The organism is Streptomyces sp. SudanB52_2052 (assembly GCF_964272415.1).
Classification (GTDB): Bacteria; Actinomycetota; Actinomycetes; order Streptomycetales; family Streptomycetaceae; genus Streptomyces; species Streptomyces olindensis.
The window spans coordinates 4,546,319-4,570,526 of sequence record NZ_OZ186796.1; the positions used below are offsets into that span (position 1 = coordinate 4,546,319).

Annotated in this window: 20 protein-coding genes and 1 pseudogene; 7 read left to right on the top strand and 14 right to left on the bottom strand. The window is 73.5% G+C overall.

The window, feature by feature from the left end; translation table 11 throughout:
* Positions 1-24: 24 nt before the first annotated feature.
* Positions 25-510 (top strand): Lrp/AsnC family transcriptional regulator, encoded by a 486-nt coding sequence (locus ACSUPV_RS20080; protein WP_031118145.1) that lies wholly within the window; start codon positions 25-27, stop codon positions 508-510.
* A 12-nt stretch (positions 511-522) separates the two neighbouring features.
* Here ACSUPV_RS20080 and ACSUPV_RS20085 read toward each other — a convergent pair whose 3' ends face one another.
* Together ACSUPV_RS20085 and ACSUPV_RS20090 are read right to left on the bottom strand one after the other, a co-directional pair.
* On the bottom strand, positions 523-1,113 hold the full coding sequence (locus tag ACSUPV_RS20085) for a TetR/AcrR family transcriptional regulator (protein ID WP_436948037.1): 591 nt from the start codon (positions 1,111-1,113) through the stop codon (positions 523-525).
* On the bottom strand, positions 1,110-2,627 hold the full coding sequence (locus ACSUPV_RS20090) for a 3-hydroxyacyl-CoA dehydrogenase (protein ID WP_037762703.1): 1,518 nt from the start codon (positions 2,625-2,627) through the stop codon (positions 1,110-1,112). Before ACSUPV_RS20090 ends, ACSUPV_RS20085 begins: the two co-directional genes overlap by 4 nt.
* Before the next feature lie 160 nt (positions 2,628-2,787).
* On the opposite strand from ACSUPV_RS20090, the gene paaN reads away from it, so the two are divergent.
* Complete coding sequence (gene paaN, locus ACSUPV_RS20095) at positions 2,788-4,479, top strand: phenylacetic acid degradation protein PaaN (RefSeq protein WP_436948040.1); 1,692 nt, start codon at positions 2,788-2,790, stop codon at positions 4,477-4,479.
* 68 nt (positions 4,480-4,547) lie between these two features.
* On the opposite strand, the gene ACSUPV_RS20100 is transcribed toward paaN, so the two are convergent.
* The 3 genes and pseudogenes from ACSUPV_RS20100 to ACSUPV_RS20110 all read right to left on the bottom strand — a co-directional run bounded on the left by ACSUPV_RS20100 (position 4,548) and on the right by ACSUPV_RS20110 (position 7,316).
* Positions 4,548-5,288, bottom strand: a complete 741-nt coding sequence (locus tag ACSUPV_RS20100; protein WP_359794727.1) for a TrmH family RNA methyltransferase — start codon at positions 5,286-5,288, stop codon at positions 4,548-4,550.
* Positions 5,285-6,495: pseudogene (locus tag ACSUPV_RS20105) on the bottom strand (HTTM domain-containing protein). The gene ACSUPV_RS20100 and the pseudogene ACSUPV_RS20105 overlap by 4 nt, the downstream one beginning before the upstream one ends.
* Entirely contained in the window at positions 6,492-7,316 is an 825-nt protein-coding gene (locus ACSUPV_RS20110; RefSeq protein WP_436948042.1) for a DUF5819 family protein, read from the bottom strand. Before ACSUPV_RS20110 ends, ACSUPV_RS20105 begins: the two are co-directional and overlap by 4 nt.
* 372 nt (positions 7,317-7,688) lie before the next feature.
* Between ACSUPV_RS20110 and ACSUPV_RS20115 the strand changes: the two genes are divergently transcribed.
* On the top strand, positions 7,689-8,822 hold the full coding sequence (locus tag ACSUPV_RS20115) for an acyl-CoA dehydrogenase family protein (RefSeq protein WP_436948044.1): 1,134 nt from the start codon (positions 7,689-7,691) through the stop codon (positions 8,820-8,822).
* 39 nt (positions 8,823-8,861) lie between these two features.
* Here the strand turns inward: ACSUPV_RS20115 and ACSUPV_RS20120 are convergent, their stop codons facing one another.
* The 4 genes from ACSUPV_RS20120 to ACSUPV_RS20135 all read right to left on the bottom strand — a co-directional run bounded on the left by ACSUPV_RS20120 (position 8,862) and on the right by ACSUPV_RS20135 (position 12,498).
* Positions 8,862-9,191, bottom strand: coding sequence for a rhodanese-like domain-containing protein (locus ACSUPV_RS20120; RefSeq protein ID WP_037762711.1), 330 nt, complete (start codon positions 9,189-9,191; stop codon positions 8,862-8,864).
* Between the two features lie 64 nt (positions 9,192-9,255).
* Positions 9,256-10,071, bottom strand: a complete 816-nt coding sequence (locus ACSUPV_RS20125) for a hypothetical protein (RefSeq protein WP_037762714.1) — start codon at positions 10,069-10,071, stop codon at positions 9,256-9,258.
* Between the two features lie 108 nt (positions 10,072-10,179).
* The gene (locus ACSUPV_RS20130; protein WP_037762717.1) at positions 10,180-11,601 is read right to left on the bottom strand and encodes a DUF2252 domain-containing protein; all 1,422 of its coding nucleotides are present in this window, start codon (positions 11,599-11,601) and stop codon (positions 10,180-10,182) included.
* Between the two features lie 162 nt (positions 11,602-11,763).
* Complete coding sequence (locus ACSUPV_RS20135) at positions 11,764-12,498, bottom strand: ScbR family autoregulator-binding transcription factor (protein ID WP_436948046.1); 735 nt, start codon at positions 12,496-12,498, stop codon at positions 11,764-11,766.
* A gap of 159 nt (positions 12,499-12,657) precedes the next feature.
* On the opposite strand from ACSUPV_RS20135, the gene ACSUPV_RS20140 reads away from it, so the two are divergent.
* Together ACSUPV_RS20140 and ACSUPV_RS20145 are read left to right on the top strand one after the other, a co-directional pair.
* A complete protein-coding gene (locus ACSUPV_RS20140) occupies positions 12,658-13,740 on the top strand; it encodes a ScbA/BarX family gamma-butyrolactone biosynthesis protein (protein ID WP_436948048.1) in 1,083 nt (360 codons plus the stop codon).
* Positions 13,737-14,660: an NAD-dependent epimerase/dehydratase family protein gene (locus ACSUPV_RS20145; RefSeq protein ID WP_436948049.1), complete on the top strand. Its 924-nt coding sequence runs from the start codon at positions 13,737-13,739 to the stop codon at positions 14,658-14,660. Before ACSUPV_RS20140 ends, ACSUPV_RS20145 begins: the two co-directional genes overlap by 4 nt.
* A gap of 33 nt (positions 14,661-14,693) precedes the next feature.
* Here the strand turns inward: ACSUPV_RS20145 and ACSUPV_RS20150 are convergent, their stop codons facing one another.
* The 4 genes from ACSUPV_RS20150 to ACSUPV_RS20165 form a co-directional block, all read right to left on the bottom strand.
* Positions 14,694-15,962, bottom strand: a complete 1,269-nt coding sequence (locus tag ACSUPV_RS20150; protein ID WP_382615780.1) for a cytochrome P450 family protein — start codon at positions 15,960-15,962, stop codon at positions 14,694-14,696.
* A gap of 128 nt (positions 15,963-16,090) precedes the next feature.
* Entirely contained in the window at positions 16,091-16,789 is a 699-nt protein-coding gene (locus ACSUPV_RS20155) for a ScbR family autoregulator-binding transcription factor (protein ID WP_037762727.1), read from the bottom strand.
* Between the two features lie 150 nt (positions 16,790-16,939).
* Positions 16,940-17,599, bottom strand: a complete 660-nt coding sequence (locus ACSUPV_RS20160; RefSeq protein WP_436949918.1) for a response regulator — start codon at positions 17,597-17,599, stop codon at positions 16,940-16,942.
* A gap of 7 nt (positions 17,600-17,606) precedes the next feature.
* Positions 17,607-18,878, bottom strand: coding sequence for a sensor histidine kinase (locus tag ACSUPV_RS20165; RefSeq protein WP_436948051.1), 1,272 nt, complete (start codon positions 18,876-18,878; stop codon positions 17,607-17,609).
* Between the two features lie 223 nt (positions 18,879-19,101).
* Here ACSUPV_RS20165 and ACSUPV_RS20170 point away from each other — a divergent pair, with 223 nt between their 5' ends.
* Positions 19,102-19,827 (top strand): ABC transporter ATP-binding protein, encoded by a 726-nt coding sequence (locus ACSUPV_RS20170; protein WP_436948053.1) that lies wholly within the window; start codon positions 19,102-19,104, stop codon positions 19,825-19,827.
* A complete protein-coding gene (locus tag ACSUPV_RS20175; RefSeq protein WP_436948054.1) occupies positions 19,821-22,244 on the top strand; it encodes an ABC transporter permease in 2,424 nt (807 codons plus the stop codon). The genes ACSUPV_RS20170 and ACSUPV_RS20175 overlap by 7 nt, the downstream gene beginning before the upstream one ends.
* A gap of 256 nt (positions 22,245-22,500) precedes the next feature.
* On the opposite strand, the gene ACSUPV_RS20180 is transcribed toward ACSUPV_RS20175, so the two are convergent.
* A complete protein-coding gene (locus ACSUPV_RS20180) occupies positions 22,501-24,081 on the bottom strand; it encodes an alpha/beta hydrolase (RefSeq protein WP_436948056.1) in 1,581 nt (526 codons plus the stop codon).
* Between the last annotated feature and the right edge of the window lie 127 nt (positions 24,082-24,208).

Genomic DNA, 24,208 nt, shown 5'->3' on the forward strand with positions numbered 1-24,208 from the left:
CGGGCGCAGGTGGCATCTGAACAAATGGCCGAGAGCCCGGAGGACAGCGGTGCGCTGCCGCCGGCGCGGCCCCTGGACGCCATCGACCAGGACATCCTGCGCATGCTCCAGGCGGACGGCCGCGCCTCGATACGGTCGGTCGCCGAGCGGGTCCACGTCTCGCGCGCGAACGCCTACGCCCGCATCAACCGGCTCGTCGAGGACGGCGTCATCCGCGGCTTCGGCGCCCGCGTCAACCACGAGCGGGCCGGTCAGGGCACGTCCGCGTACATCACCCTGAAGATCGTCCAGAACTCCTGGCGCACGGTCCGCGAGCAGCTCAGACAGCTGCCCGGCGCCTCCCACATCGCCCTGGTGGGCGGGGACTTCGACGTGCTGCTGCTGGTGCACGTGTCGGACAACCGGGCCCTGCGCGAGCTGGTGCTGACCCGGCTGCAGGCGATCCCGGAGGTGCTGAGCACGCGCACGCTGCTGGTGTTCGAGGAGGAGGACCTGGAGCCGCAGGGCTGAGCCGGGCCGGGCTCAGGCGTCCTTCCGGAGCCCGCCGAACGCCAGCTGCACCACCGCGTCGGCCACCTCGCGCTCGCTCATGCCCCGCCCGCCCGGCTTGTACCACTCCACGATCGAGTTGATCATGCCGAAGACCAGCCGGGTCACCAGCCGGACCTCTATGTCGCCGCGCACGTCCCCGTCCGCCGCCGCGGCCTTCAGCAGGTCGGCGACCCGGTGGTCGAAGTCGCGGCGGCGCTCCAGGGCCCACCGCTCGGTTTCGGTGTTGCCGCGCACCCGCAGCAGCAGCGTCACGTAGGGCAGCTCGACTATGAGCACCTCGACCATGCGCCGCACGACGTACTCCAGGCGCTCGGCGGCGCGCCCCACGCGCGCGTGCTCCTCGTCGAGGATCCCGAAGAGGCCGTCCAGGGCCCGGCTCACGGCCCGGCGCAGCAGCTCCTCCTTGCCGGTGACGTGGTGGTAGATCGACGACTTGGAGATGCCGGCCGCCTTGGAGAGGTGCTCCATGGAGGTGCCGTCGTAGCCGCGCTCGTTGAACACCCGGACGGCGACGGACAGCAGGGTGTCCGGGGTGTAGGTGTCGCGCTTGGCGGTGGTCATGGGGCGGTGCCCTCCCGCTGGTCGGAGGCGTGGGCGTGGCGGTACAGCGCGAGGGACGGCGCGTAGCGGCCGGAGGGGTCGCGCAGGTGCAGGTCGTCCAGGAGGGCATAGGCCCAGGAGCGGCCGAGCCGGCGGCTCCACTCGAAGGGGCCCAGGGGGTAGTTGACGCCGAGGCGCATCGCGGTGTCGATGTCCTCCTCGGTGGCGACGCCCTTGGCGACGGCGTCGTGCGCGAGGTCGATGATCCGGGCGACCGTGCGGGCGACGATCATGCCGGGCACGTCTCCGATGACGGTGACCTTCTTGCCGAGCGCCTGGAAGAGGCCGGTGGCCTCGGCGAGGGTCTGGGGGGCGGTGTCCTGGGAGGCGGACAGGGCGATCCGGGTCGCCTTGCGGTAGTCCAGGGCGAGGTCGAAGTAGACGACGTCCCGGAACTCCACGGAGGTCTGCCCGTCGGCGAGGACGAGCTGGCCGCCGCTCGGCAGCACCAGGCGGGTGCCGTTGTCCTCGTCCTCCTCGCGGACCGGGATGCCCGCCTCGCGGATCAGCGCGAGCAGGTCGGAGGCCGGGCCCAGGTCGCCCTCGGCGACGACGTAGGCGGGCGGCTGCCGCTGCTCGGCGGTGTCCGGCTCGGGCCGCTCGGCGCCGCCGCCGTAGTCGTACCAGCCCTGCCCCGTTTTGCGGCCCAGCCGGCCGGACTCGACCAGGCGGCGCTGGGCAAGGGACGGGGTGAAGCGCACGTCCTGGAAGAAGGACTCCCAGACCGACCGCGTCACCGACTCGTTGACGTCCTGGCCGATCAGGTCGGTCAGCTCGAACGCGCCCATCCGGAAACCGCCCGACTCGCGCAGCACGGCGTCGATGGTGGCGGGGTCGGCGCCCTGCGCCTCGTACACCGCGAAGGCCTCGGCGTAGAAGGGCCGGGCGATGCGGTTGACGATGAAGCCGGGGGTGTCCGCGCAGGCGACCGGCGCCTTGCCCCAGGCGCGGGCCGTCTCGTACGCGCGCGTGGCGTACGTGACGTCGGTGGCGAACCCGGAGACGACCTCGACCAGCGGCAGCAGCGGGGCGGGGTTGAAGAAGTGCAGGCCGACGAAGCGGCCGGGGGCGCGCAGTGCGCCGCCGATGGCGGTGACGGACAGCGACGAGGTGTTGGTGGCGAGCAGGCAGTCGTCGTCGACGATGTCCTCCAGCGCGCGGAACAGCTCCTGCTTGACGTCCAGGCGCTCCAGGACGGCCTCGACCACCAGGGCGCAGTCGGTGAGGTCGGCGAGGTCGTCGGCGGGCAGCAGCCGGGCGCGGGCGGCGTCCCGGTCGGCGCCGGTGAGCCGGTCCTTCTCGACAAGCCGGTCCAGGCGGGCCCCGATCGCGTCGGCGGCCTCCCGCGCCCGCCCGGGCACCGCGTCGTACAGCCGTACGGGATGGCCCGCGACCAGCGCGACCTGGGCGATTCCCTGGCCCATGGTGCCGGTGCCGACGACGGCCACGGGGCTGCTGAGGTCCAGTGCTGTCATGTGCGCGATCCTCCCGCACGGGGTTTTCCACAGATGCGGCGGACCCCCTTGAACCGACCGATCGTTCGGTTACTCTAGCTCTGTCCGAGTGTTCCTGCCCAGGATTCTGCCCAGGTCATGAACTCGACGAGGAGTTCTTGAGACGAGGAGTTGGTCACCCATGACCGCCGCACTCTCGGCGCACGAGCTGATCGCCCGGCACCGGTCCACCCTCGACCAGGCGCTGGAAGCGATCCGCACGCGCGCGTACTGGTCCCCGCACCCCGAGCACCCCAAGGCCTACGGGGAGAACGGCAGCCTGGACGCGGCGGCGGGCAAGGCCGCCTTCGACGCCCTGCTCGGCACCCGCCTCGACCTCGGCCAGCCCGGGACGGACGACTGGGTGGGCGGCGAGACGTCCCCGTACGGCATCGACCTGGGCGTGACGTACCCGCACGCGGACCTCGACGTGCTGCTGCCCGCCATGAAGGCCGGGCAGCGGGCCTGGCGGGACGCGGGCGCGGAGCAGCGCGCGGTGGTCTGCCTGGAGATTCTCAAGCGGATCAGCGACCGGACGCACGCGTTCGCGCACGCGGTCATGCACACCTCCGGCCAGGCGTTCATGATGGCGTTCCAGGCGGGCGGGCCGCACGCGCAGGACCGCGGCCTGGAAGCGGTGGCGTACGCGTATGTGGAGCAGGTGCGCACGCCGGACAACGCCGAGTGGACCAAGCCCCAGGGCAAGCGCGACCCGCTGGCCATGACCAAGCAGTTCACGCCGGTCCCGCGCGGCATCGGCCTGGTGATCGGCTGCAACACCTTCCCGACGTGGAACGGCTACCCGGGCCTGTTCGCCTCCCTGGCCACGGGCAACGCGGTCCTGGTCAAGCCCCACCCGCGCGCGGTGCTGCCGCTCGCGCTCACCGTGCAGGTCGCCCGCGAGGTGCTCGCCGACACCGGCTTCGACCCCAACCTGGTGGCGCTGGCCGCCGAGCGCCCGGGCGAGGGCATCGCCAAGACGCTCGCCCTGCGCCCCGAGATCCGGATCATCGACTACACGGGCTCGACCACCTTCGGCGACTGGCTGGAGGCCAACGCCCGCCAGGCGCAGGTCTACACGGAGAAGGCCGGCGTCAACACGGTCGTCGTCCACTCCACGTCCGACTACAAGGGCATGCTCTCCAACCTGGCCTTCTCGCTGTCCCTGTACAGCGGCCAGATGTGCACGACCCCGCAGAACCTGCTGGTCCCGCGCGAGGGCATCGCCACGGACCAGGGCCCCAAGTCGTACGACGAGGTCGTCGCGGACCTCGCGAAGGCCGTGGACGGCCTGCTGGGCGACGACGCCCGGGCGAACGCGCTGCTCGGCGCGATCGTCAACCCGGACGTGAAGGCGCGGCTGGACAAGGCGTCGGGCCTGGGCGAGGTCGCCCTGGCGTCCCGGGAGATCACCAACGCGGACTTCCCCGGGGCGGTCGTCCGCACGCCGGTGATCGTGAAGCTGGACGGGGCCAAGCCGGACGCGGAGGCCGCGTACATGAGCGAGTGCTTCGGGCCGGTGTCCTTCGCCGTCGCGGTCGACTCGGTGACGGACGCGGTGGAGCTGCTGGGCCGGACCATCCGCGAGAAGGGCGCGATGACGGTCGGCGCGTACACCACCGACTCCGAGGTCGAGCAGGCCGTGCGGGAAGTGTGCCTGGAGGAGGCGGCGCAGCTGTCGCTGAACCTGACGGGCGGGGTGTACGTGAACCAGACGGCCGCGTTCTCCGACTTCCACGGCTCGGGCGGCAACCCGGCGGCCAGCGCGGCGCTGTGCGACGGGGCGTTCGTCGCCAACCGGTTCCGGGTGGTCGAGGTGCGGCGGGAGGCCTGAGCCCCGCGGCGGCTCCAGTGGTACCGGGAGGCCTGAGCCCCGCGGCGGCTCCAGTGGTACCGGGAGGCCTAAGTCCCGCGGCAGCTCCAGTGGTACAGGGTCATGGCCACGCTCGTCGCCAGGTTGTAGCTGCTGACCTGGGGGCGCATGGGCAGGGACAGCAGGTGGTCCGCACGCGCGCGTAGTGCCGTCGACAGGCCCGTGCGCTCCGAGCCGAACGCGAGGACGGCGTCGTCCGGGAGCTTGACGCCCCGGATGTCGTCGCCCTCGGGGTCGAGGGCGAACAGCGGGCCGGACGGCAGCTCGGACACCTCCAGCCGCTCCACCGCCGTCGCGAAGTGCAGCCCGGCCCCGCCTCGTACGACCGTGGGGTGCCAGGGGTCGACCGTCCCCGTGGTGACCACGCCCGTCGCCCCGAAGCCGGCGGCCAGGCGGATCACCGCCCCGGCGTTGCCCAGGTTGCGCGGGTTGTCGAGGACCACGACGGGGGCCGTGCGGGGCGTGGCCGCGAGCTTGTCGAGGTTGGATTCACGGGACGGCCGTACGGCCAGGGCGGCCACCGCCGTCGGATGCGGGCGCGGCACGAGCGACGCGTACGTCTCCGGCGGCACCTGAGTCAGCAGCGCGGCCAGACCGTCCCGTACGTCGGGCGCCAGCTCGTCGGCGAGGGCGAGCGCGGCCGTCCGGTCCGCGGCGACCGCCACCGGCACCTCGGCGCCGAACCGCAGCGCGTGCTTGAGGGCATGGAAGCCGTCGAGCAGGACGGTGTCGCCGGCGAGCCGGTGCCAGAGGGTGACGGGGTCGGTCATGCCCCGAAGCCTACGTGCGTGCTCTCGGGGCTCTCGTGCCCGCGTGGCTCGGGCAGCGGCGTACGCCGGTCGCGCCGCAGGAAGCGGTCACGCGCGCGGGCCGCGCCGCCGCCCAGGCGGCGCAGGAAGGTCGTCGGCAGGAACACCGCGTCCGCCGCGATCATCGCCAGTGAGAAGAACGGCAGGCCCAGGACGACGGCGATCACGGCGTGCTCGGTGATCATCGCGGCCAGCAGGACGTTCTTCACCCGCCGGTTGAACAGGGTGAACGGGAAGGCGACCTGCACGAGGACGGTCCCGTAGGTCATGAGCATCACCAGCGTGCCGCTGGCGGACAGCAGGTCGGCGAGCGCCGGCCAGGGCGAGAAGTACTCCAGGTGCAGCGGGTAGTAGACCGCGGTGCCGTCCTGCCAGCGGGAGCCCTGGATCTTGTACCAGCCGGCCGTGGCGTAGATCAGGCACGCCTCCGCCATGATCACGAGCAGGGCGCCGTTGTGCACGACGTTCGCGACGACGTCGAGCAGGATCCGCGTCTCGCCGGACCTCGCGCGGCGCCCGGCCAGCCACCACAGCGCCTGCCCGCCCCACACGGTCCACAGCAGCGCCGGTATCAGCCACTCGCCCTCCATCCGGCCGGCCAGGGTCACCGCGACCAGCACGGCCCCGAGCACGCCCCACAGGACCGGCCCGGTGCGGTCCGTGACGCGTTCGCACCGCGCGCGTGCCGCCCCGGCCCGCGAGGCCCGCCGGGCGTCCAGCGACCACACCTGGGCGCAGCGCGTGAACACCAGGTAGACCGACATCAGGTGCAGCACGTTGTCGCCGCCGTCGCCCATGAAGACGCTGCGGTTCTGCAGCGACAGCACGCCGACCATGAACAGCACCGACATGGTGCGGGTCCGCCAGCCCAGCATCAGCAGGGCACTGGCCAGGATCGCGAGCGCGTAGACGCTCTCGAACCAGAATCGGCCGTCGGACCACATCAGCGTGGTGAAGGCCCCGTTCGTGCCGATCAACTGCTCGGCCAGGGTCCAGCTCCACGGGCCGTCGGGGCCGTAGAGCTCATGACGGTGGGCAGCTCGCGCAGCAGGAACAGCAGCCAGGTCGCGCTGAACCCGATGCGGATGACGGCGGTCTGGTACGGGCCGAGGGCGGCCTCGGTGACACGGGCGATCCCGCGCGAGACGCACAGCGAGAAGCGGTTCACCGCACACCTCCCCCGGCCTCGTCCCGCGGCACCTGCCACCACGGCAGCTCGCGGTAGGACGGCGTCGTGGAGACCTTCTCGCGGCTCCAGTCGGGCGGGGGCACGTTGCTGGTGCGGGAGCGGATCTGCACCCGCTCGACGGCACCGCCGCCCCCGGTCGTCGCCCGCACCGCGTCGTCGCGGTCCAGGCGCAGCACCGCGATCCGGCGCAGGTACGACTCGGAGAGCGAGCCGCGCAGGCTCACCGGGCGGTTCTCGCCGTCATGCGTCGCGACGAAGAAGTCCCAGGCGCGGCGCAGCTCGTTCTGCTGGATGTGGCTGGGCAGCAGGTTGCCGTCGATGGCCCGGCCGTCCTCGGCGGACAGGTCGTACCAGCCCGTCGTCAGCGTCATGCCGTCCGTCGTCCGCACCTGGGCGCGCACCTGGATCGAGATGTTCTGCTGGAGCGGGTTCGGCGCGAAGAGCTTCCAGTTCTGCTCGAACTCCGGGTAGACCCACTCGTCCACGGCCCTGCCGTGCTCCTTGGTGAGCGTGTTCGGCGGCGCGACGTGCAGGAACATCATCCCCAGGTGCACACAGACCCCGATCGCGACGACCGCCAGCGCCACGGCGACGACGACCTGGTAGCGCAGGGAGAGCGCGGCGACGCCGGTGCGAGGGCACGCGGGGGGACCCGGCTCCAGGGAGGGGCCGGGCTCGGCCGGCGGACGCTCCAGGGGCCGGCCGGGCTCGCCGGGCGGGCCCGGCTCGGGGGGCGGACCCGGCTCGGCGGGCGCGCCCGGCCCGTGCCGGGCGTCCGAGCCCTCGTCGTACGCGTCCATTCCGCCCCGTTCCCGATCACGGTCCGTCGTTCCGCCCGCCCGGCGCGGGGCGTCGTACCGCCCGCGTCAGCGCCGCGCGCGTCGGCACCGGCACCGTACTCAGGCGGCCCACCCGGGCACAGCCCCTTACGCCGGTCCGGGCCATGGCACTCGCCACACCGCGCGAGCCGACCGTACGGCGCCCGCGCCCGCCCGGGAGCGCGGTCCCCGGTCCACAGGGGACCCCCGCAGGTTATCCACAGGGCACCCGGTCGGATGGCCCGCAGGAGTGACACCCTACGGCGCCCGCCCGTATGCCCATTCCCTTCTTCTAGAACCTGTTCTATCTTGACGCCCCGTCAGCTCAACGGGATCGCCGGGAGGACAGCCACCGTGGACTTCACCTTCACCGAGGAGCAGCAGGCGGCGGCCGAAGCGGCGAAGGGCGTGTTCTCCTCCGTCGCCCCCGACGCCGTGCCGAGCCCGGCCCTCACCCGGGGCGCCGTCGCCGAGACGTACGACCACGCCCTGTGGGCCCGGCTCGCCGACGCGGACCTGCTGAGCCTGCTGCTCGACGCCGAGTACGGCGGGGCCGGCCTGGACGCCATCGCGCTGTGCCTGGTGCTGCGGGAGTCGGCCCGGGTGCTGGCCAGGGTGCCGCTGCTGGAGAACAGCGCGGCAGCGGCGGCCGTGCAGGCCTACGGCGGTGACGAGGCCAGGTCCGCTCTGCTCACCCGGGCCGGCCGGGGCGAGACCGTGCTGACCGTCGCCGGGCACGGCCGCACGGGCCACGACCCGGCCGAGCTCGCCGTGACCGCGCGGCGGGACGGCGGGGCCTGGGTGCTGGACGGCGTGCAGACGGCGGTGCCGTGGGCGTACGACGCGGACGTCACGGTCGTCCCCGCGCACACCGGGACCGGCCGGAGCGTGCTGGCCCTGGTTCCGCGTGGGCACGAGGGCGTCGTCCTCGCCGAGCAGATCTCCACCAGCGGCGAGCGGCTCGCCGAGCTGCGGCTGGAGTCGGCGCGGCTCGCCGCCCGGGACGTCATCGACGCCGACGGGGCCTGGGAGTGGCTGCGGAACCTGCTGGCCACCGGGACGTGCGCGCTGGCGCTCGGGCTGGGGGAGCGCGTGCTGCGGATGACGGGGGAGTACACGAGCAAGCGGGAGCAGTTCGGCTTCCCCCTCGCGACCTTCCAGGCCGTTGCCGTGCAGGCCGCCGACCGGTACATCGACCTGCGCGCCATGGAGGCCACGCTGTGGCAGGCGGCGTGGCGGATCGCCTCGGGGGCACCGGGCGCGCTGCCCGCCGCCGGTGACGTCGCCGTCGCCAAGATCTGGGCGGCGGAGGGCGTACGCCGGGTCGTGCAGACCGCGCAGCACCTGCACGGCGGGTTCGGCGCCGACGTCGACTACCCGCTGCACCGGTACCACGCCTGGGCCAAGCACCTGGAGCTGTCGCTCGGCCCGGCGGCGGCGCACGAGGAGACCCTGGGCGATCTGCTGGCCGCCCACCCGCTGGCCTGACCCCACCCGCGCGTGGGCGCTACAGATCTCCAAGGGCGCTTACAGGACGACCCCGGGCTGCCCGTCGTCCGTCACGACGGGACGGCCCGCCGCCTCCCACACCTGCATGCCGCCGTCGACGTTCACCGCGTCGATGCCCTGCTGGGCCAGGTACATCGTGACCTGCGCGGACCGGCCGCCGGAGCGGCAGATCACATGCACCCGGCCGTCCTGCGGGGCGGCCTCGGTCAGCTCACCGAACCGGGCGACGAACTCGCTGATGGGGATGTGCAGCGCGCCTTCGGCGTGACCGGCCTTCCACTCGTCGTCCTCCCGGACGTCCAGCAGGAAGTCGCCGTCCTTGAGGTCCGCGACCGCGACCGTGGGCACACCAGCTCCAAAACTCATGCGTCCGACGCTACCGGAATGTCCGGTGGGACGGCCGGGGCGCGGCTCAGCTCTCGCCGAGCAGCGCGGCCAGCTCCCTCTCGCGGTCGGCGAGCTGGGTGAGCAGTCCCTGCCCGATCTCGTCCAGGAGGCGGTCCGGGTCGTCCGGGGCCAGCTGGAGCATGTGGCCTATGGCGCTCTCCTCCAGTTCCCGGGCGAGCAGGGCGAGCAGTTCCTTGCGCTGGGCGAGCCACTCGAGGCGGGCGTACAGCTCCTCGGCGCGGCTCGGGCCCCGCTTCAGCTCAGGCCCCTTGGCCCACTCCTCGGCGAGCTCGCGCAGCTCCGCCTCGTCGCCCCGGGCGTAGGCGGCGTTGACGCGGGTGATGAACTCCTCGCGCCGCTCGCGCTCCTTCTCCTCCTGGGCGAGGTCCGGGTGGGCCTTGCGGGCCAGGTCGCGGTAGAGCTTGCGGGCCTCCTCGCTGGGGCGGACCCGCTGCGGCGGCCGGACCGCCTGGTCCGTGAGCATCGCCACGGCCTCGGGGAACAGGCCGCTGTCGTCCATCCAGCCGTGCAGCAGCTCCTCGACGCCGGGGATGGGCGCGAGCCGTGACCTGGCCTCCTCCGCCCGGCGCCGGTCCTCGGGGTCGCCGCTGCGGGCGGCTCTGGCCTCCAGGATCCGGGCGTCCAGCTCCTCGAGCCGGGCGTACAGCGGGCCGAGTTTCTGTTCGTGCAGCCGAGAGAAGTTCTCGACCTCGACGCGGAAGGTCTCCACCGCGATCTCGTACTCGATCAGCGCCTGCTCGGCGGCCCGCACGGCCCGCTCCAGCCGTGCCTCGGGGCGGGCGGCGTCGCCACCGTCCTGCTCAGCTTCGGGGGTCGTCACCCGACCAGCGTAGGCCACGTGCCGACCACCTCCACGCCCGTGCCCTCCGAGCACCCTGGGGGCGGGCCCGAGGTGCTGCACGGACCAGCGCAGCAGCCTGCCGCCCCGCTACACCCCCAGCTCCGCCGCGACCTTCCCCGCCCGCACGCCTGCCACCAGCTCCGCGTGGTCCGCCTCGGTGCGGTCCGCGTAGGCCACGGCGAACGCCGCCATCGCCTCGTCCAGTTCCTCGCTCTTGCCGCAGTACCCGGCGATGAGGCGGGGGTCGGCGCTGTGGGAGTGGGCCCGCGCCAGGAGGGCGCCGGTCATCCGGCCGTAGTCGTCTATCTGGTCGGCGGCCAGGGCGGCCGGATCGACGCTGCCCTTGCGGTTGCGGAACTGGCGGACCTGGAAGGGGCGCCCGTCGACCGTCGTCCAGCCGAGCAGGATGTCGCTGACGACCTGCATCCGCTTCTGGCCGAGCACGACCCGCCGCCCCTCGTGGCCGGCCTCCGGCGCCTCGAAGCCGGCGGTCACCAGATGCGGCACCAGCGCCGACGCACGCGCCTCCTTCACCTGGAGCACCAGCGCCTCGCCCCGGTGGTCCAGGAGCAGCACGACGTAGGAGCGGGTGCCGACGCTGCCGGTGCCGACGACGCGGAACGCCACGTCGTGCACCGCGTGCCGGGCGAGGAGGGGAAGGCGGTCCTCGGGCAGCGTGCCGACGTACTCCTCCAGGGACGCCGCGACGGCCGCGGCCTCCGCGTCCGGGACGCGCCGCAGCACCGGCGGGGCGTCGACGAAGCGGCGCCCGCCGCCCTCGACGGCCTCGGTCGACTTGGCCGCGAAGCGTCCGCTGGTGTTGTGGCGGGCCTTCTCGGAGACCCGCTCCAGCGTGCCGAGCAGGTCATGGGCGTCCGTGTGGGAGACGAGCTCCTCGTCGGCGATGGCGTTCCACGCGTCCAGCACCGGCAGTTTGGCCAGCAGCCGCATGGTGCGGCGGTAGGCGCCCGCCGCGTCGTACGCCGCCTTGCGGCACTGGTCCTCGTCGGCGCCCGCCTCCCGGCCCGCGAGCACCAGGGAGGCCGCGAGGCGCTTGAGGTCCCACTCCCAGGGGCCGTGCACCGTCTCGTCGAAGTCGTTCAGATCGATGACGAGGCCGCCGCGCGCGTCGCCGTACAGGCCGAAATTGGCCGCATGGGCGTCGCCGCAGATCTGGGCCCGGATCCGGGTCATGGGCGTGCGCGCGAGGTCGTAGGCCATGAGGCCCGCGGCGCCGCGCAGGAACGCGAAGGGGGTGGCGGCCATGCGGCCGACGCGGATCGGCGTGAGCTCGGGCAGGCGGCCGCGGCCCGACTCCTCGACGGCGCTCACCGCGTCGGGCCGGGACGCGTCCAGGTCGAGGGTGGCGTGCGCGTGGCGCGGGATGCGCCTGCGCAGGGCCTTGCCCTCCTCCTTGGGCGAGCCCTCGGCCGGCCACTCGGCGAAGCCCCGCACCCGGGGCAGCCGACGCCCCGCCCCGTTCCCGGTCTCGTCCTCAGCCCTGGTCATACCGACCGCCTCCCCCGCACGCGCACGAACATCAACTCGTGCCGACCGTACAACCGGCGGCCGAAACGCGTCAGACCCTGTGGACAACTCCACATCTGTGGACAACCTGCGTCAAGGCAACGGCCGTACGCCGGAAGACCCGATCTCCGAGTGCCCCGGCCGTCACGCCCCAGACGAGGCCTGCGCAGGCACAACCGCCCCCTGCTCCGCCTGCCCCTCATCCACGGGTGCGTGGGCCACCCGTCCGTCATCCACGGGCCCCTGCTCCACCCGCCCCTGCGCCAGCACCCGTTCGGCCCGCTCCACCGAGATGTCGATTCGGGCCAGGACCGCGGGGACCGTGATGCTCGGCAGGAAGTGTTCGAACATCACGACGACACGGCGCTCAAGATCCTGCCGCTGGCAGCGCAGCTGGGACAGCAGCTGCACGCCCGAGAAGCTGCCCACCAGCAGTTCCGCCGTCTCGGCCACGTCGACGTGCGGCAGCAGCTCGCCCTGTGCCTTGGCCTCCGCCAACCGCTGCACGTTCTGTTCGAACCACATGCGGAAGGCCGCCGTACGGTCGAGGTCCATGGCCCCCTGGTCGAGCGCGAGCCCCACGCTGGCCCGCACCAGCGGCTCGGACCGCAACCGCCGGGCCAGGACCAGGCCGGAGTCGACGAGTTCCTGGAGCTTGCTGGACTGCGGCGGGAGCGTGATCGCGAGCTGCTCCTCGAACACCCCGACCGCCAGCTCCTCCTTGGAGCCGAAGTGAAAGTACAGCGCGCCCTTGGTGACGCCGGCCCGGTCCAGGATCTCCCCGATGGTCGCCGAGGTGTAGCCGCGTTCGTCGAAGACGGCCGCCGCCGCCTCCAGGATGGTCCGCCGGGTGCGGATCGCGCGCTCCTGTCGCGCCATCGGGTGCCTCCTGATCTCCGTCGATCCCTGTGAAGTCGCTGTGCAGCGAGGGCGCGAGAGCCTGTCCCGGCAGCTTGACCCACCCTTTGAAAAAAACCGGCTCGTCCGTATCTTAGTCAGACGCCGACCGCAGCCAGGCAGCCGATCCTTGGGGTTCTCATGCCGCAGACAGGACCTTTAAGCGCACTCACGGACGATCAGACCGGACGAGAGGGCCGTCCGGCAAACAGAACCGTTGCGGCCGTCGAGAACACGCCACAGACGACCGCCACCGCGGAGGCCGCGCCACAGCCCGCCACCGCCACAGCCACCACCGAAGACGACACCACCCCCGGCACCGACACCACCCCCGTCACCAAGGAACTCGCCCACCGCACCGCCGACAGGGACGTCTTCCCCCTCCGGTGGAGCAGAATCTCCGACACCCGCTTCCGTTTCACCGCGCACTGGCCGGCCGCCCACCCCTTCTTCGGCCCCATGGACGACCGCCACCAGGACCCGATGGTCGTCGGCGAAACGTTGCGGCAGGCCTCGATGGTGCTCGCGCACGCCGAGTTCGGCGCCCCGACCGACACCCACTTCGTGATGTGGGACCTGACGGTGTTCGCCGACCCGTCCGCGCTGCTGCTGTCGGACGCCGCCGAACCGGTCGAGGTCGACGTCGTGTGCTCCGAGATCCGCCGCCGCGGCCGCGGCCTGGCGAGCATGCGGACCACGATGGAGTTCCGCCGTGCCGGGCGCTTCGTGGCGCGCGGCACGGGCAGCACCGGCTGCACCTCGCCGCTCGCCTACCGCCGCCTGCGGGGACGGCAGTTGGCCGCCGTGGGCACCCCCGTGCCGCTGCTGCCCGGCATCGAGCCGGAACTCGCCGGCCGTTCCCGCGCCGAGGACGTCGTCCTCGCCCCGGACGATGGCCCCGGTGTCTGGCAGCTGCGCGTGGACACCGGCCACCCGGTCCTCTTCCCCCGGCCGAACGACCACGTCCCGGGCATGGTCCTGTTCGAGGCGGCCCGCCAGGCCGCGGCCGCCGCGTCCGGCCACCGCCCCTTCCTGCCCCGCACGATGACGGCCGACTTCGCCCGGTACGCCGAGCTGCACAGCCCGTGCCGACTCGAGACGGAACTGCTCGACAAGGACCCGGAGGAGGTGACCGTGCGCGTGACGGGGCGGCAGGACGGCGAGACCGTCTTCACCGCCACGCTGACCTCCGCGGGGACGGCGGAGGTACGGTCCCTGTCGTGACGGTCACCTTCCTGATCACCGGCGCGAGCGGTTTCGTCGGCAGCCGCGCCCTCGCCGCGGCCCGTGACCGGCCCGGCGTCCGGGTGCGGACGCTGTCCCGGCACGCGGAGCCCGGGACCGACGCCGTCCACGGCGACCTGTCCGACCCGGCGTCGCTGCGCGGGGTCTGCGCGGACACCGACGTCCTGGTGCACTGCGCCACCCGGATCGGCGGCGACGCCGAGACCGTCGAGGCCGTCAACGACCGGGGCACCCGGGCCCTGGTCGAGGAGGCGGTGCGCGCCGGGGTGCGCCGGATCGTGTACGTGAGCACGGCCGCCGTGTACGGCCGGGGCCCCTTCCGCGGCGTACGCCCCGGCGAGGTGCCGATCGCGCCCGCGTCGGCCACCAGCCGCACCCGGGCCGCCGCCGAACGGCACGTCCTCGACGCGGGCGGCCTGGTGCTGCGGCCGCACCTCGTGTACGGCAAGGGCGACCGCTGGGTCGTCCCCGGACTGGTCGGGCTGCTGCGGGAGTTGTCGGCGACGGTGACCGGCTGCACGGCGCTGCAGTCGATGATCGACGTGGACACCCTGGGCCGTGCGGTCGTGGCAGCGGCGCTGTCCCCGGCGCACGGCGGTGGCGCGCACCACGTCGGCCACCCCGAGCCGGTGGCGGTTCCGGAGCTGCTCGGGGCGGTGCGCGAGCATCTGGGGGAGCCCGGCGGCGGTGCGGCGGTGGACGTGGCCACCGCCCTGGACCGGGCCGCCGGTTCGCCGCTGGCCCTCCATCACCTGGGCATGCTCACCGTCGACCACTGGTTCGTGGACGACGCCTTCTGGAAGGACCTCGACTGCTCTCCCGGCGAGGGCTTCGCGGCCGGATTCAGGCGCGCGGCCCCCTGGTACCGCTCGTTCCTGCGGGACCGACCGGCCTCCTGACCGCCTACGCCACCTCCGGACCCGCCCCCTCGCCTACGCCACCTCCGGACGCGGGTTCGCCTCCCGGCCGTGCAGCAGCACGGGCAGCGACTCGTGCCCCGTGGAGATGATCGACCGGAGCCGCTTCGGCGGCCGGGACGGATCGGCCAGGGCCAGCCGCGGGAACCGGTCGAACAGCGACGTCAGGGCCGCCGTCGCCTCGGCCATGGCCAGGGGCCGGCCCAGGCAGTGGTGCACGCCGTGGCCGAAGGAGATGTGGTCGCGGCTCGTGGTGCGGGTGACGTCGAACCGGTCGGCGTCCGGGCCGTGCCGCTCGGGGTCGCGCCCGGCGCCGGCGAAGGACACGACGACCGCGTCGCCCTTCGGGATGGTGAGACCCGGCTCGATCTCGATGTCCTCGACGGCGTAGCGCAGGCCCGACATGGCGCCCGGCGCCTCGTGGCGCAGCGACTCCTCGATGGCGTCCTCCCAGGACACCCGCCCGGAGCGGACGAGGTCGAGCTGGTCGGGGTGGGTGAGCAGGCTGTGCACGGTGTTGTCGATGAGGTTGACGGTCGTCTCGAAGCCCGCCGTGAGCAGCAGGATCAGGTTGTCCATCAACTCCTGTTCGCTGAGGCTGCCTTCGTCGCGTGCGGCGATGAGCGCGGTCGTCAGGTCGTCGGCCGGGTGCGCGCGCTTGTCCTGGAGGAACGCGGTGAGCGTGGCGTAGAGGTCGACGGCGTTGGCCTGGGCGTCCTCGAGGGAGATCGCCGTGTCGAAGAAGCCGTTGATGATGCGGTAGAGCGCGGCCCGCGGACCGTCCTCGCCGCGGGGTACGCCGAAGAGTTCGCACACCACCTCGTGCGGCACCGGCGCCGCGAACGCCGCCCGCAGGTCGACGACTTCGCCCTCCGGGACCTGCTCCAGGTCGTCCAGGGCACGGTCGACGATCTCCTGGACGCGCGGCAGCAGGGCGTCGACGCGGCGCTTGGTGAAGGCGGCGGCCATCGGTTTGCGCAGCCGGCTGTGGTCGGTGCCGTAGGCGGTGACCATGTTGCGCACGGAGACCCAGATGGCGAGGGGCCAGGTGCGGGAGATGTCCCCGTTGATCCAGGCGGGCCAGTGCTGGTAGGCGTCCTTGCTCGTCTCGGGTCCGGCCAGGAGCCGCTTGTTCAGCTCCAGACCGTTGATCCACCACGCCCTGACGCCGCCGGGGAGTTCCACCTCCACGGCCGGGCCCTGGGCGCGGATCCGGGATATCTCGCCGTAGAGGTCCTGGCCGGACGGGTCGATCGCCAGGAAGGGGCAGGCCTGCTGTGCCATGACTTCGCTCCTCGGTCCAGAGGCTGGGACACCATGGTGCGATCCGGACGCGGAGAAAACTTGGCATCCGGTTTGTTTTAGCCATCACTTCACACACTGTCAGCCACGGAGGGTGAGCCGGAACGCCCCTACCGCAGCGCCAGCCCCGCCGCCGTGCCGGACTCCTCCAGGTCTCCGCGCGCGGTCGGACCCGCCTCGACGTCCGCGCCCTCCGGGTCGGTGCCCGCCGGGTGCAGCGCGCCGGCCAGGTGCGACGCCGCCACGCACGGCAGGAGCAACTGCCACAGGTCGGTCAGCGAGGGCCGCGCGAGCCACCCGTGGTCCTCCCGGGCCAGCACCTCGATGCCGGTCGTGGCGGCGAGGACGACGGCGCTGGTGCGGTGCGGCGGCACCCCGGCGGCGAGTTCGCCCCGCCGCTCCGCCTCGGCCAGCAGCTCGTGCACGCACTCCCGCCACTCCCGGCGCAGGTCGCGGACCCGCCCGGCGACCGCCTCGGCGTTGAGCCGTAACCCCGCCCGCACCACGACGTCGGCGCACAGCAGCCGGGCGACCCGGTGGGTGACGTCGACGAGGCGCTGCAGGGCGCACCCGTCCCCGCCGCGCCCCCGGCGCGCGATCCGGCGCAGGGCGAGGGCGGCGGCGTCCTCGACGGCCTCGGCCACGGCGGCCTTGTTCGCGAAGTGGAAGTGCAGGGCGCCGGAGCTGACGCCGGCCCCCGCGCTGATCTCCGCGAGACTGGCCCGCACGTACCCCCGTGCCTCGAACTGCTCGGCCGCCGACCGGATCAGCGCGAGGCGGGTCCGGACTGCCCGGTCCTGTTTGGTCACCCGTGGCTCCCCTGCAGGGCTGCGATGGCGACGCAATGAAACCAACTCGCTGGTTTTTGCACAACGCGCCGCCGCCCCACCGGACCACGCCCGCCGCCCCGCCCGACTACGCCCGCCGCCCCACCGGACCACGCCCGACACTCCGCCGGACTACGCCCGCAGGTACGCGAGCACGGCCAGCACCCGGCGGTGGGTGTCGTCCGCCGGCGGCAGGTCCAGCTTGGTGAGGATGCCGGAGACGTGCTTGCCCACGGCCGCCTCGGAGACGACCAGTTCCCGCGCGATCGCCCCGTTGGACCTGCCCTCCGCGATCAGCGCCAGTACGTCCCGCTCGCGTGGGGTGAGCCGCTCCAGCGGGTCGCGGCGGCGGCGCAGCAACTGCCGTACGACCTCGGGGTCGACGACCGTGCCGCCGCCCGCGACCTCGCCGAGCGCCGCGACGAACTCCTCGACCTGGCCGACGCGGTCCTTGAGCAGGTAGCCGACGCCCGTGCCGTCGCCGGAGTCCAGCAGCTCGGCGGCGTACCGGCGCTGCACGTACTGGCTGAGGACCAGGACGGGCAGCGTGGGCCGCTCCCGGCGCAGCCGCACGGCCGCGTGCAGGCCCTCGTCCTGGAAGCCGGGAGGCATCCGCACGTCCGGCACCACCACGTCGGGCCCGTGCTCCCCGACGGCGGCGACCAGCGCCTCGGCGTCTCCCACGGCCGCGACGACCTCGTGCCCGCAGCGTGCGAGCAGCCCGACGAGCCCGTCCCGCAGCAGCACGCTGTCCTCGGCCAGGACGACCCGCAGCGGCCGGTCAACCCGCAGCGGCCGGTCAACTCGCAGCGTCACAAGGGATCTCCACACGCAGCAGGGTCGGCCCGCCGGGCGGGCTGGACAGGGAGAGTCTGCCATCGAGCACCGACACCCGGTCGGCGAGTCCGGTCAGCCCACTGCCCGCCCCGGCCCGGGCACCACCACGCCCGTCGTCGCGGATCTGGAGCACCAACCGGCCCTCGCGGTGACCGCCGCTCACCTCGGCCCGGCTCGCCCCGCTGTGCCTGCCCACGTTGGCGAGCGCCTCGCACACCACGAAGTACGCCGCCGCCTCGACCGCAGCGGAGAGCCGCCCGGGCAGCTCCAGGTCGACGTCGACGGGCACGGCCGAGCGGTCGGCGGCGTCGGCGACGGCCGCTTCGAGACCGTAGTCGGCGAGGACCTTGGGGTGGATGCCCTGGATGAGCTCCCGCAGCTCCGCCAGGGCCGCGCCCGCCTCCTCGTGCGCCTTGGCGAGCTGGTCGGCGAGCGGACCGGGCGGGGCGTCGAGACGGGCCAGGCCGAGCGTCATCGTCAGGGCGACGAGCCGCTGCTGCGCCCCGTCGTGCAGATCGCGCTCGATCCGCCGCCGCTCCGCCTCGAAGGCGTCCACCAACCGCGCCCGGGACCGGCTCAGTTCGACCACCCGGGCCCCCAGGTCGGCCTCGCGCGGGGCGACCAGCAGCCGGGCCAGCCCCGCCCGGGCCCCGGCCACGACGCCCAGCAGGTAGGCGCCCAGGGCCAGCAGGACCAACCCCAGGACGGCGCACCCGGCGGCGGCCGGCCAGGTGGTGACGAGCCACACCTTGAGCACCTTCGCCTCACCGTTCACGGCCAGCACCAGCGGCGTCGCGACCACGGACAGCGGGCCCGGCAGGAAGACGGCGAACGCGAGGGCGTCGACCTGCCACAACAGCCCCGCGAACAGCAGCGCGTGCCCCAGCTCCCGCCAGGTGGCCCGCTCCCGCAGCCGCGTCACCAGCCAGGGCCGCAGCCCCGGCTCCCCGGGCGGCTCGTGCGGGTCCGACGCCGGCTCCGTGTCGACCAGCCGCAGCCGGCGCCGCTCCACCGCCGCCACGGGAACGCCCGCCAGCGCCGTGGCGAGCAGCAGCGGCAGCCCCACCAGCGCGAGCGCGAGCACCCCGCCGACCGCCGCCGACGTCACCACCCCCACCAGCACGACGACGCCGGTCACCGCGCCGGTGAGCAGGTAACCGGCCGACCGCCAGGGCCACGCCGACAGCAGATAGCCGGGGCGGGCCAGGGCCTGCCACACGTTCCGAGGGAGCATGGGGATCACCGTAGGAGCGCTCCCCGGCCCTGGCCATGGGCCCGGAGGGAGGCTCCGGGGTAGGCCTGGCCCTACCCCAGGTCTAGCCCCCGCCGCACTGCGCCACCCCGCCCCGGCCCGGTTTCGTGGACGCCACACCGGAACACCGGTGGACGCCACACCGACATCGGCGAAGACGCGGCACCGACACCGATGGAATCCGCACCGACACCAGGGGGACCCCATGACACACGACGCCGTCCGGCTGGACTCGGTCACCAGGACCTACGGCCCCGTGACCGCACTCCACGACGTCTCCCTCGCGTTCCCCACGGGCACCTTCACCGCCGTCATGGGCCCCTCCGGCTCCGGCAAGTCCACCCTCCTCCAGTGCGCCGCCGGCCTGGACCGGCCCACCTCCGGGTCGGTCACCGTGGGCGGCACCGAACTGACCGGCCTGAGCGAGCGGCGCCTGACCCTGCTGCGCCGCGAGCGCGTCGGGTTCGTCTTCCAGGCGTTCAACCTGCTGCCCTCGCTGACCGCCGAGCAGAACGTGGCCCTGCCGCTGCGCCTGGCCGGCCGCCGCGTGGCCAGGGCCCGGGTGCGCCAGGCCCTCGCCCAGGTCGGTCTGGCCGAGCGGGCCCGGCACCGGCCCGGGCAGTTGTCCGGCGGCCAGCAGCAACGCGTCGCCCTGGCCCGCGCGTTGATCACCCGCCCCGACGTGCTGTTCGGCGACGAGCCGACCGGAGCCCTGGACACCCGCACCGGCCGCGAGGTCCTCGGCCTGCTGCGCGGCATCGTCGACCGCGAGGGCCAGACGGTCGTCATGGTCACGCACGACCCGGTCGCCGCCGCGTACGCCGACCGCGTGCTCTTCCTCGTCGACGGCCGGGTGAGCGGGGAGTTGACCGGCGCCGGCGCCGACACCATCGCCGCGCGCATGACCCGCCTGGAGGCCGTGCCGTGCTGACCGTCGCCCTGCGCACCCTGCGCACCCGCTGGGCCGGCTTCACCGGCAGTTTCGTCGCCCTCTCGCTGGGCGTGGCCCTGCTCACCGTGACCGGCCTGGCCCTGGCCTCGTCCGCGGCCGCCCCGCCGCGCGGCCCCGAACGCTTCGCCGCCGCTCCGGTCGTCGTCAAGAGCCAGGACACCCTGCGCGTGCCGACCCGGATCGGCGACCGCACGGCCCGGCTCACCCACCCGCGCCCCCTCCCCGCGGCGACCGTCGCCGCGGTACGGAAGCTGGGCCCGGTCGTCGAGGACCGGTCGTTCCCCGTACGGGGCGGCCCCGCAGACCTGACGGGCCACCCCTGGTCCACCGCCCGGTTCGCGCCCTACCACCTCGCGACCGGCCGGGCACCCCGCACGGCCGACGAGGTCGTCGTCACCGGCGACCGGGCACGCCCCGGCGGGCGGCTCCCCACCGACCGCGGCACGGTACGCGTCGTCGGCACCCTGACCCCGCGCGGTTTCGAGAACGCCGTGTTCTTCACGGACGCCCGCGCCGCCCAGCTGGCCCCCGCCGTCCACCAGTTGGTCGTCACGGCCGATCCGGCGGCCGTGCGGCGGGCGGTGGGCGACAGCGCCCAGGTCCTCACCGGTGACGCACGCCGCCTCGCCGACGCCGACCCCGACCGGGACAGCGAGGCGCTCACCGCGATGAACGCCCTGTTCGGCACCGCCGGCGGCGTCACCGCCTTCGTGTCGGTCTTCGTCGTGGCGTCGACCTTCGCGTTCGCGGTGGCCCAGCGGCGCCGGGAGTTCGCCCTGCTGCGCACCACCGGCGCCACCCCGGGCCAGATCCGCCGCACCGTCCTCGCCGAGGCCCTCACCGTCGGCACGGTCGCCTCGGCCGCGGGATGCGTACTCGGCTCCCACCTCGCGCCCCTGCTGGCGGCCCGGGTCGCCGACGAGGGCCTCGCCCCGGCCTGGTTCACCATCGGCGACCACACCTGGCCCTACCACGCGGCCTTCTGGACCGGCCTCCTCGTCGCCCCGGCCGGAGCGACCGCGGCCTCCTGGCGGGCCGGCCGCACCGCCCCCACCCGGGACCTGCGCGAGGACAGCGGACGGATCACCCCGGGCCGCCTGCTGTGCGGCACGGCCCTCCTGCTCACCTCCGCCGTGACCCTGGCCCTCTCCCTCACGGGCGACCCCGGCGACCTCCTCCACCGCAAGACCTACATCAGCCGCCCGATGCTGCTGATCACCGCGGCCGCCCTGCTCGCCCCCCTCGTCCTGCGCCCCCTGACCCGGCTGCTGACCTGCCCGGCCTCCACCGTCGGCATGCTGGTCCGCGCGAACACCGCCACCGGGGTACGCCGTACCGCGGCGCTCGCGGCACCCGTCCTGGTCACCGTCGCCCTCACGGGCTCCCTCCTCGGCGCCACCGCGACCCTGGACCGCGCGAAGACCACCGAGACGCGCGACCGCACCACCGCCGCCTTCGTCATCACCCCACCCGCCGGAACGGGCTTCGACGACACCACCCTGCGCAGACTGCGCGCCGTCCCCGGCACCGACCTGTCACCCACGTCCTCGACGGCCGTCTACGTCCTGGAGGACGGCGTGGCCCTGATCCGCTCCGAGGGCCGCGCCGCGACCCCCGGCGCCCTGGCGGCCACCACCCGCCTCCCGCTCGCCGCGGGCAGGGTGAGCGACCTGGACGACGACTCGATCATCGTCAACGAGGAGTGGCGGCGGCACCGGGTGGGCGAGCGAGTACGCGTGTGGCTCGGCGACGGCACGCCCCGCACCCTGCGCATCGCCGCGGTCATGACCACCGGCACGGGCAACAACGGTGTCTACGTCACCCCGCGCAACGCCCCGGGCGCCGCGATCGACCGGATCGACGTGGCCCTCGAGGACGGCGCGGACCCGGCAGCCGTGGCCACCGCCCTCACCCGGGCCGCGGGCCCCGCCCAGGTCCTCTTCCGCGACGCCTGGATCCGGGACACCCACCCCGGGACCAAGCGCACCACCCGCCTCGGCCTCCTGCTGATCCTCGGCATCGCCCTCCTCCACACGGGCATCTCCGTGGCCAACACCATGGTCATGGGGGCTTCCGACCGGGCCCGCGACCTGGCCGTGCTGCGGCTGACCGGGGCCACCCGGTGGCAGGTGCTGCGGCTGACCGGCGCCGAGGCCCTCACGGTCGTCGCGGCCGGCGCGCTCCTCGGCCTCCTGGTCACCGCCGTCAACCTGGCCGGCCTGACCGGCGCCCTCGCGCTGCTGTCGGCCCGACCCGCCCCCGCCCTGCCGTGGCAGGCCCTCGGCACGACCGTGACGGCCTGCGCCCTGATCGCCACGGCCGCCGCGGTCGTGCCCACCGCCCTGGCCCTGCGCCGCCCGGCGAACGCAGCGAACCCGGCGGGCCTTCGGGAGTGAGTCCGTGGCAACAGCCCTGAGAGCTTCCTCACACGGCGGGACACCGAGACAACCGTCACATCCGCAGACACGAAGAACGGGCGGCATCTGATCGATGCCGCCCGTTCCGACGGTGGGGCACCGACGGAATGCGCTGGTCAGCGCCGACGTGGGGACCCACAAGATCGTTTCCCGCGCTCGGGGTGATCGTTTCCCACCGCGCAGGTGCCCCCTTTTGCCTCGCGTAGGCGGATGGGATCCCAGGAGCCCCTGGCGATCAGAAGCGGCTGACCATCCCCGGGATGCCCGGGGGTGTCGGGAGCGGCAGCCGGTTGGGAGCGTTGCGCTCGTCTGCGGCCGGAGCGGCCTTGCAGGTCATGTCCTTCCTGGGGAGCTTGCCGGTGGTCAGGTAGGTGGTGGCCGTCTTGTCGGCGCACGACTTGGTGCCGTAGATGCCGTGTCCGACTCCTCCGGCGACCGTGACCATCTTGGAGCCCTTCATGGCGCGGCGCAGGCCCTGGCCGCTGGTCAGCGGCGTCTGGGAATCCCACTCGTTCTGGAGGATCAGCGCGCCCACCTTGTTGCCGATCCTGGTGGCGGGCTCGCTGCCGCTCTTCTTCCAGAAGGCGCACGGCTTGATGTGGGAGGCGAAGTCGCCGTACAGCGGGTACCTGGCCTTGTCCCGGATCGCGTCCTTGCGGTACTGCTCCGGGTCGCGCGGCCAGGCGCGGGTGTCGGCACACACGACGGCCCAGAAGCCGGCGTCACCGTTGTCCTCGGGCACGGTCCGCCCGAAGGACGGCGGAACCGGCTCGGGCGTCTTGAGCTCCCGGTCGGCGGACGAGGGTGCACCGGCGGCGGCCTTCTTCAGCTCGGCGACCGCTTCGGCGGCGTCACGCGTGCCAAAGAACATGCCCCGCAGGCCGTGGCGGATGTCGTCACCGGTGAGCAGCGTGCCGTCGAGGTCGATGGGCTTGCGGTCGGCCTGGGCGACCATGCCGTAGAAGGTCTTGCGGACCGCCTCGGGAGTCCGGCCCAGCTTGTAGGTGCTGTGCCGCGCGGCGGTCCATTCGGTCCAGCGGGTGAAGGCGGGCTCGGCGCCCTCCGCCCAGACCTGGATCATCCCACGCCAGACCCGGGCCGGGTCGACGGCGCTGTCCAGTACGAAGCGGTCGGTGCGCTTGGGGAACATCTGCGTGTAGACGGCCCCGAGGTAGGTGCCGTAGGAGTATCCGAGGTAGGAGATCTTCTTCTCGCCGAGCACGGCGCGAATGACGTCCATGTCCCGGGCGGTGTTGCGGGTGGTGATGTGGCGCAGCTTGTCGCCCTGCTTCTTGTCGCACTTCTCGGCGACGGTCCGGGCCCACTTCACGTCCTTGGTGAACGTCTCGGCCTTGTACGGCCGTTCCCAGTTCCGCTCGTCGGACGTCAGACCACAGCCGACGGGGGAACTTCGGCCGATGCCGCGCGGGTCGAAGCCGACGAGGTCGTACTTGTTCTTCACGGCCTTGGGAAGCTCGTCAGCCATGTATTGCGGCATGTCGACGCCCGGCCCGCCCGGGCCACCGGGGTTGAGCAGAAGCACCCCGCGCCGTTCCTTCTTGGTGCTCGTCTTCATCCTCGATATCGCCAGGTCGAGCTTCTTGCCGCCAGGTCTGCCGTAGTCGAGCGGCACTTTGATCGTGGCGCACTGGAGGGAGGCGGGCAGTTCCGTGTCGCAGCGGTGCCAGGCCGGTTTCTGCTGGAGGTAGGGGCGAAGGGAGTTCTCGGCGGCGGATGCGGTGGCGGGCGTCAGCGCGGTCACCAGCGGGGTGACGGCGCCGACCGCCAGGAAGAGGGCTATTCGGCTGTTGCGCACGCGCGTTGGGTCCTTGGGTCGATGCGTACGGGACGCACCCACCCTGCCGTGCGCGTTGTGCGGATTGATCCCTCCACAGGGCGGTGTTTCTCCCACCGTGGACGTACGGGGAGTTGGGGCGGATAGT